General features: G+C 75.0%; 4 protein-coding genes. All 4 read left to right on the forward strand.

The annotated features are described in order from the left end of the window. The first annotated feature begins 15 nt into the window (after positions 1-15). The 4 genes from ABGB12_RS28550 (at position 16) to ABGB12_RS28565 (ending at position 8,521) form a co-directional block, all read left to right on the forward strand. A complete protein-coding gene (locus ABGB12_RS28550) occupies positions 16-807 on the forward strand; it encodes an alpha/beta fold hydrolase (protein WP_347682568.1) in 792 nt (263 codons plus the stop codon). Positions 808-845: 38 nt separating this feature from the next. Next, positions 846-1,886, forward strand: coding sequence for a TauD/TfdA family dioxygenase (locus ABGB12_RS28555; protein WP_347682569.1), 1,041 nt, complete (start codon positions 846-848; stop codon positions 1,884-1,886). Positions 1,887-1,895: 9 nt separating this feature from the next. Beyond that, positions 1,896-3,707, forward strand: a complete 1,812-nt coding sequence (locus ABGB12_RS28560; RefSeq protein ID WP_347682570.1) for a non-ribosomal peptide synthetase — start codon at positions 1,896-1,898, stop codon at positions 3,705-3,707. 68 nt (positions 3,708-3,775) lie between these two features. After that, complete coding sequence (locus ABGB12_RS28565) at positions 3,776-8,521, forward strand: condensation domain-containing protein (protein ID WP_347682571.1); 4,746 nt, start codon at positions 3,776-3,778, stop codon at positions 8,519-8,521. Positions 8,522-8,575 lie beyond the last annotated feature (54 nt).

Below are 8,575 nucleotides of genomic sequence, written 5' to 3' on the forward strand. Positions count from 1 at the left end.
AATGGAGCGACCCCCATGAGTTCCGTCCAGCACCTTCCCGGCCCGGCCCCGCTCGCCGCTGCCGCCGACGATGTCGTGTGGCGGCTGCCCGGCGAGGCCCGCCCCCGCACGTCCCTGCTCGTGCTCCCGCACGCGGGCGGCAACGCGCACGGCTACGCCGAATGGCGCGGCCTGCTCCCCGCCGACGTCCGGCTGCTCGTCGGCCAGTACCCGGGCCGCGGCGCGCGGTTCAGCGAGCCGCTGCCGCTCGGCATCGACGACCTGGCCGCCCCGATCGTCGAGTGCCTGCCGGAGGACACCGGCGACCTCGTCGTCCTCGGCCACAGCATGGGCTCCCTGGTGGCGTTCGAGGTGGCGCGGGCGCTCACCGCGCGGGGCCGCCCGCCGCGCGCCCTCATCGCCTCGGCCTGCCGCGCCCCGTTCCTGGCCAACCCCAGCAGGGTCGAGCCCGAGCGGCTCACCGACGACGCGCTGGTGGCGGCGCTCAAGGCCCGCGGCGGCACCGACGACGCCATCCTCGACGAACCCGAACTGCGGGAGATCGTGCTGCCGTCGATCCGCGCCGACTTCGCGATCGACGACGCCTACCGGTTCACCGGCCCGCTGCCGGCGCTCGGCTGCCCGGTCACCGCCGTCGGCGGGGCCGAGGACCCGATCGTGCCGGTCGAGGCCCTCGCCGCCTGGTCCGACCTGACCGACCGGGAAACCGCGATGACCGTGCTGCCCGGCGGCCACTTCTACTTCCAGAGCCGGCTCGAGGAGTTCCTGTCGGTGGTCACCGGCGTCGTCGACGCCCGGCCCGCCTGACCGTCCCGCCCGAACCCGCACCGAACCGGAGGTCACGCATGCCCCCCGCAGTCACCCCGCTCACCCCGCCCGTCCCGGACCTGGCGGTCCACCGCCCCGCGGGCGGCCCCCCGATCGTCCACGCCCCGTACTTCCCCGCGCTCGACCCGGCCGTCGAATGGCTGGACGACCACCGCGCCGCGCTCCGCGCCGAACTGCTGCGCTCCGGCTCGGTGCTGGTGCGCGGCCTGCCCGTCGCCGACGCCGTCGGCTTCGCCAGGGCCCGCGACGCGCTGATCGACCAGCCCGCCGGATACAAGGAGAAGGCCACCCCGCGCACCGACTACGGCTCCGGGGTCTTCTCCTCCACCGACCTGCCCGCCGCCCAGCGGATCCGGCTGCACAACGAGAACAGCTACACCCTGGAGTTCCCCGGCACGCTGCTGTTCGGCTGCGTCGTCGCCCCCGAGGAGGGCGGCGCGACCACCGTCGGCGACATGCGGGAGGCGCTGCGCCGTATCCCGCCCGCGCTGCTCGACCGGTTCGCCGCGCACGGCTGGCTGCTCGTCCGCAACTACTCCGACCTCGCCGGGCTGCCGTGGCGGACCAGCTTCTCCACCGACGACCCCGGCGCCGTCGAGGCGTACTGCCGCGAGAACGTCATCGGCCACGAGTGGCCCGCGACCGGCGAGTTGCGGACCCGCCAGCGCCGCTCCGCCGTCGTGACCCACCCGGTCACCGGGGAGCGCGTCTGGTTCAACCACTTCACGTTCTGGAACCGCTGGACCCTCGACCCGGACGTCCGCGACGTGCTGCTCGACACCTACGGCGAGGACGGGCTGCCGTTCGACACCTTCGTCGGCGACGGCTCGCCCCTCACCGCGCAGGAGGTCGCGACGCTCGACCGGATCTACGATGAGGTCACCGTCCGGGAGCGGTGGCAGGAGGGCGACCTGCTGCTCATCGACAACGTCCTGTGCGCCCACGGCCGCGACGCCTACCGCGGCGACCGCCGGATCCTCGTCGCCATGGGCGACCCCACGCCGCTCGCCGGCTGCCGGCCGCTGACCCCGCCGTCCCCCACCGTCCACGAGGAGTGACCCGCGACCATGGAAACGACAGCCATCGATGATCAGAAGTCCTCCCGGGACCTGCTGGACCGCCTGGGCGACGTCCCCGCCGACCGCACCGCCGTGCTCGACGGCGACCGCGCCATGACGTTCGGCGCGCTGCGCGACCAGGCAGCCCGGACGGCGCGGCTGCTCGCCGAGCACGGCGCCGGGCCGGAGCGGGTCGTCGCACTGCACCTGCCTCGCGGCGCCGACCTGCTGCTGAGCCTGGTCGCGACGCTCACCGCGGGGGCCGCCTACCTGCCGGTCGCCCCGAAGCTCCCCGCCGACCGCAAGCACTACCTCGTCACGGACGCCGGGGCCGACCTGGTGATCGGCGAGCCGATCCCCGGCACGGACCTGCCGTGCCTGCCCGCCGCCGAGCTCCTCGGAACAGCCGGGCCGTGTGGGCCCGCCTTCCGGCCCGAGGAGGTCCGGCCGGACGACCTCGCCTATGTCATCTACACGTCCGGCTCGACCGGGCGGCCGAAGGGCGTCGAGATCACCCGGCGGGCGGCGTCCGCGCTCCTGGCCGAGCTGGAGTCGGCCGGGATCGCGGCGACCGACGGCGGACGGGTCGGCTGGAACGCCTCGCCGTCCTTCGACGCCTCCGTCCAGCAGTGGGTGCGGCTGTGCCGCGGCGACACCATCGTCATGATCGACGAGGAGACCCGGACGGATCCCGAGCTGTTCGCCGCGCTGGTCGCCGAGACCGGCCTCACCGACCTCGACATCACGCCCTCCCACGCCGAGCACCTGCTGGAGCCGCTGGCCGCGCGGCACCGCCCCGGCGCTCCGCCGCTCACCCTGCTCGTCGGCGGCGAGGCGATCGGCCCCGCGCTGTGGGAGAGGCTCGCGGCCCTGGCCGAGGCGGGCGTCCTGCGGGCCGTGAACCTCTACGGGCCGACCGAGTGCACGGTCGACGCCACCGCGGCGTGGATCGCCGCCGCCGATCGGCCGCAGCTGGGAACCGTGCTGCCGGGCCTTTCGGCCCGGCTGCTCGACGCGGGGCTCCGGCCGGTGGCCGAAGGAGAGATCGGCGAGCTGTACCTGGCCGGGGTCCGGGTGGGCCGCGGATACCGCCGCCGCCCCGTCCTGACCGCCGAACGGTTCGTCGCCGACGTCTCCGCCGCCGACGGCTCCCGCATGTACCGCACCGGCGACCGGTGCCGGCTGCTGCCCGGCGGACGGCTGGAGTACCTCGGCCGCGCCGACGGGCAGATCAAGCTGCGCGGGCACCGCGTCGAGACCGGTGAGATCGAGGCGGCGCTCGCCGCCCATCCGGCGGTCGCAGAGGCGGCGGTCGCGCTCCGGGAGGACCTCGGCGGCGCGCCCGGACTCGTCGGCTACTACCGGGCGGCCGGCCAGGTCACCGCGGCCGAGCTGCGGGACCACGCGGCCGGGCGGCTCGCGTCCTACATGGTGCCGACCGCGTTCGTCGCGGTCGACCGCTTCCCCACCACCTCCAACGGCAAGCTCGACCGGGCGGCGCTGCCGCTGCCCGTGCTCGAACCGGCGGAGCCGGAGGCCGGCCCGGCGAAGGACGCGCCGCTCGGCCGGATCGAGGGCCTCATCGCCGGGGTCTGGTCGGAGGTGCTGGAACGGCCGGGCATCACGGCCGACGCCAACTTCTTCAAGCTGGGCGGCCACTCGCTGCTCGCCATCAAGCTGGCCGCCAGGGTCCGCGCCGAACTGGGGGTGCGGCTGCCCGTGCGGGAGGTCTACCAGCATCCGCTGCTGCGGGATCTGGCCGCGCGGATCGAGGCCCTGCTCGCCGAAGCGGCGGCAGACCCGCAGCCCGCCGCCGTCTGACGCCCGCCGGGGCGGCACCCGCCGTCCCGGCCGGGCGAGCCATTCCGGGAACCGTTCAGGAGGACCCCTTGATCCCGTTGTCGTACGCACAGCGCCGGCTGTGGTTCCTTAACCGGCTGGAGGGCGCGTCCTCCACCTACAACGCGCCCGTCGTGGTGCGGCTGGACGGCGTGCCGGACGCAGCCTCCCTCGCCGCGGCGCTCGGCGATCTGGTGGCACGGCACGAGGTGCTGCGCACCGTGCTGCCAGTAACCGACGGAGAGCCGTACCAGAAGGTCCTGGACGTCCCCGGCGGTCTGCTGACCGTCGTGCCTTGCGCCGCCTCCGAGGCCGACACCCTGGTGTCGGCGTTCTGCGGGGAGACGTTCGACCTGCTCGTGGACCTCCCGCTGCGGGTGAAGCTGTTCGTGACGGACGCGGGCACGTCCGTGCTGGCGCTCCTGCTGCACCATGCGGCGACCGACGGCTGGTCGCTCGGCCCGCTGCTGCGCGACCTCGCCGAGGCGTACACGGCCCGCCTCGCGGGAGCGGCCCCGACCCGCGAGCCGCTGGAGGTCCAGTACGCCGACTACGCGCTGTGGCAGCGGGACCTGCTCGGCGAGGCGTCCGACCCCGACAGCGAGGCCGCCGAGCAGCTCGAGTACTGGCGGGCGGCGCTGGACGGCGCGCCCGGACGGCTGGTGCTGCCCGCCGACCGGCCGCACCCCGCCGAGCCGTCGGGACGCGGCGGACTGGCCGTCGGCCGGATCGGCCCCGGCACGCACGCCCGGCTCCGCGCGCTCGCCCGCGAGCGACGGGCCAGCCTGTTCATGGTGCTCCAGGCGGCACTGGCCGCGGCGCTCGCCACCGCCACCGGGCAGCGGGACGTGTCGATCGGCACCGCCGTGGCGGGCAGGTCCACCGAGGAGGCGCTCGAGGACGTCGTGGGCTTCTTCGTCAACACCCTCGTGCTGCGCACCGAAGTGCCCGGGGACCTGGCCTTCGGCGAGCTCGTCGGCCGGGTGCGGGAGAGCGACCTCGGCGCGTTCGCCCACCAGGACCTGCCGTTCGACCTGCTCGTCGAGCACCTCAACCCCGAGCGCTCCTTGGGATGGCACCCGTTCTTCCAGGTGATGCTCACCCTCGACAGCACCCCGGCGACCGGCTTCGACCTGGGCGGCGTCCCGGGCCGGATCGAACCCGTCGATCTGCGGGCCGCCAAGTTCGACCTCACCGTCTTCTGCGCCGAGGCGCCCGGCGCAGGCGGGCTGGAGATCTGGTGGCAGTACGCGGTGGACCTGTTCGACTCCGGCACCGCCCGGCTGCTGCTCGACCTGTTCATCCGGGTGCTGGAGGCCGTCGCGGCGGACCCCGCCGTCCGGATCGACGCCCTGGACGTGCTGTCGGCGGAGGAGCGGGCCGGTCTGGAGGAGCGGCGGCGACGGCTCGCTCCGCCCGCCGGTGCCGAGCCGTCCGTCGCGCCCGCCCCCGCCATAGCGCTCACCCCGCGGCAGGAGATCCTCGCCGGGCTGTTCGCCGAAGCGCTCGGCCTGCCGTTCGTCGGCGGGCACGACAACTTCTTCCGCAGCGGCGGGCATTCGCTGCTGGGCGTGCGGCTGGTGAACCGGGTCCGGGCGGTGCTCGGGGTGGAGGTGGGGATCCGCGACCTGTTCCTGACGCCGACGGTGGTGGGGCTGGACGCGCGGATAGGGGAGGCGGCGGGGGCGGACCGCCCGGCTCTGACGCGGACGGACCGGTCGGGCCCGCTGCCGCTGTCGTTCGCGCAGCGGCGGTTGTGGTTCGCACACCAGCTGGAGGGCCCGGGACGGTCGTACAACATTCCGGTGGTCCTGCGGCTGGACCGGCCGGTCGACCCGGTGGTGCTGGAGTCGGCACTGGGTGACGTGGTGGAGCGGCACGAGGTGCTGCGGTCGGTGTTCACCGTGGTGGACGGCGAGCCGTATCAGGACGTCCAGGACGGGGCCCGGCCCCGGCTGGAGCTCGTCCGGACCACCGAGGCGGAGGCCGGAGCCGCGGTGGACGCCCTCGCCGGGTACACGTTCGACGTCGGGGCCGAGCAACCCATCCGGGCCGCGCTGGTCGAGACCGCCGAGGGCGGTCAGATCCTGGTGGTGGTGCTGCATCACATCGCGGGTGACGGCTGGTCGCTGGGCCGGTTGCTGGCCGATCTGAGTGAGGCCTATGGCGCGAGGGCAGCGGGGGAGGCTCCAGGGTGGGAGCCGTTGCCGGTGCAGTACGGGGATTACGCGGTCTGGCAGCGGGAGCTGCTGGGGGAGGTGCCGGATCCCGAGAGCCTGCTCTCACGCCGGCTCACCTACTGGAGGGAGACGCTGGAGGGCGCGCCACCGGTGCTGGAACTCCCGGGGCACCGGGCCAGGCCCGCCGTGGCAGGCCACCGCGGCGACCTCACGGTCTTCGAACTCGACGCCGCCGCGCACCGGACGCTCACGCGGCTCGCCGCCGCGTCGGGCGCGACTCTGTTCATGGTGGTGCAGGCGGCGTTCGCGGTGGTGCTGAACCGGCTCGGCGCTGGTGAGGACCTGCCGATCGGCACCGTCGTCGCGGGACGTGACGACGAGGCGCTGCACGATCTGGTGGGGTTCTTCGTCAACACGCTGGTGCTGCGGACGGACGTGTCGGGTGATCCGACGTTCACGGAACTGGTGGAGCGGGTCCGCTCAGTCGACCTGGCCGCCTACGCGCATCAGGAGGTGCCGTTCGACCTGCTGGTGGAGCAGCTGAACCCGGTGCGTTCGGCCGCGCATCACCCGCTCGTTCAGGTCATGCTCAGCGTCCAAACCGACTTCCAGCAGGAGATGAGGGACTCCCCCCTGGCCGGCTCGGAGGTCTCGATCGACAGCGGCGCGGCGAAGCTCGATCTCACCGTTGCGATCCGCGAACGCAGGGATCCGCTCGGCGCGCCGGACGGACTGCTCGGCGTGGTCGAATGCGCCGCCGACCTGTTCGAGCCGGGCACCGCCGACCTGGTGGCCCGTCTGCTCACCCGGGCCCTGACCGCGGCAGCTGCGGCGCCGGACGGCCGGATCGCCGACCTCGACCTCGCAGATCCCGGGACGTCCGCCGCTCCCGCGCTCCCGACGCGACCCGACGTGACGCTGTCCGCGCTGTTCGCCGCCCGCGCGGCCGAGCGGCCCGACGCGGTCGCCGTGGTCGCGGGGGAATGCCGCCTCACCTACGCCGAACTGGACGCGGCGTCCGCCGCCCTGGCCGCCCGGCTGGCCGCTCGGGACGTTGGCCGCGGCTCCGTCGTCGCAGTCCTGCTGGCGCGCGGCCTGCCGCTGGCGGTGGCCGTCCTGGCGATCGCCCGCAGCGGCGCGGCCCACGTCCTGCTCGACCCGGACACCGACCCCGCGCCGCTGCTCGCGGAGAGCCGCGCGGGCCTGCTGGTCTCCGTGCGGGGCCACCACCTGCCCGACGGGCTGCCCGTGCTTCTGATGGACGCCGAGCACACCGAGAAGCCGGTCGGCCAGTGTGATGCGGCCGGTGATCCCGGCGACGCGGTGTGCGTGATGCTCGCCGAGACCGGGCCGGGAGAGGTGCGCGCGGTGCTTGCCTCGCACCGGGCCGTGGCCGCGGCGACCGCAGGCGCGGGAGAACACGTCCGGCTGCAGTGGGGGCCGGTTTCGTGGGGGTCGTTCGCCACCGAGTTCTGGGGTGCTCTGACCTCCGGGGGGACGTGTGTGCTGGCCTCCGAAGCGCGGCCGTCCGCCACGCGGATCGCCGACCTGATCGTCGCGCACGGGGTGACGGCGCTGGCACTGCCCGCCAGGCTCCTCGGGCACCTGGCGGACACCCGTCCGGAGGCGCTCTCGGGACTGCGGGAGGTCGCCGTCACCGGGACGCCGGAGCACGAGGGGCAGCGGGCCCGGGCCCGGCGGCTGCTCGGCGGCGCGCGGGTCGTGCCCGCGCCGGACCTCTCCGGCCATCCCCTGGAGAGCGCGCGCCGGTACGTCCTGGACGCCCGGCTCCGGCCGGTGCCCGCCGGTGCCCCCGGCGAGCTGTACCTCGCGGGCGACGGCCTCGCCGAGGGCTTCCCTGCGGCTCCGGGGAGGTCGGCCGCGAGGTTCGTCGCCGACCCGTTCCGCCCGGACGGAGGACGCATGCTCCGGACCGGTGCTTTGGTGCGCCGGGCAGAGGACGGCGTGCTCCGGCATCTGGGACCGGTGGCCGATCCGCTGACGCCCCGCCCGAACACCGGGGCCGTCGAGGCGGTGCTGCTGCGGAGCCCGGGGGTCCGGGACGCCGCCGTGGTCCTCCGCGACGGACGCCTTGTCGCCTACGCCGTCCCCGCCCCGGACGCCGACCTCGCCGGGCTCCGGGACCACGTGGCCGGGGCGCTGGCCGGGCACCTGGTGCCGGAGGCGGTCGTCACGGTTCCCGCCCTGCCGCTCACCGCCCACGGCGAACTCGACCACGCGGCGCTGCCGGCACCCCAGGAGGCCGCGCCGCGGGGCCGCGCGCCGCGCGGCCCGGCCGAGGAGTTCCTGGCTGCTCTGTTCACCGAGCTGCTCGACGGCCGTCCCGTCGGCGTCGACGACAACTTCTTCAAGTCGGGCGGCTACTCGCTCCTGGCCATACGCCTCCTCAACCGGATCCGGGCGACCTTCCCCTGCGGGATCACCCTGCGGGACGTCTTCCAGGCGCCGACCGTCGCGGCTCTCGCGGCCCGCCTTCAGGCCGCCGCCCCCTCGACGCCGTCCGCTTCGCCTGACCCGTCCGCCGAGGCGCGTCCCGCGCTGCGCCGCCGCACCCGCGGCGGCACCCGCCTCCGTGACGAGAAGGTCCCGGGATAGGTCCGCTATCACGGGCCTATCTCCCTGCTATCTGCCGCACGACCTGCCCTTTCT

It is taken from the genome of Actinocorallia sp. B10E7 (genome assembly GCF_039871655.1).
GTDB lineage: Bacteria > Actinomycetota > Actinomycetes > Streptosporangiales > Streptosporangiaceae > Actinocorallia.

Bases quoted from the DNA above. Each gene is read 5' to 3' on its own strand.
- ABGB12_RS28550 (WP_347682568.1), top strand. From the start codon at position 16: ATGAGTTCCGTCCAGCACCTTCCCGGCCCGGCCCCGCTCGCCGCTGCC.
- ABGB12_RS28555 (WP_347682569.1), top strand. From the start codon at position 846: ATGCCCCCCGCAGTCACCCCGCTCACCCCGCCCGTCCCGGACCTGGCG.
- ABGB12_RS28560 (WP_347682570.1), top strand. From the start codon at position 1,896: ATGGAAACGACAGCCATCGATGATCAGAAGTCCTCCCGGGACCTGCTG.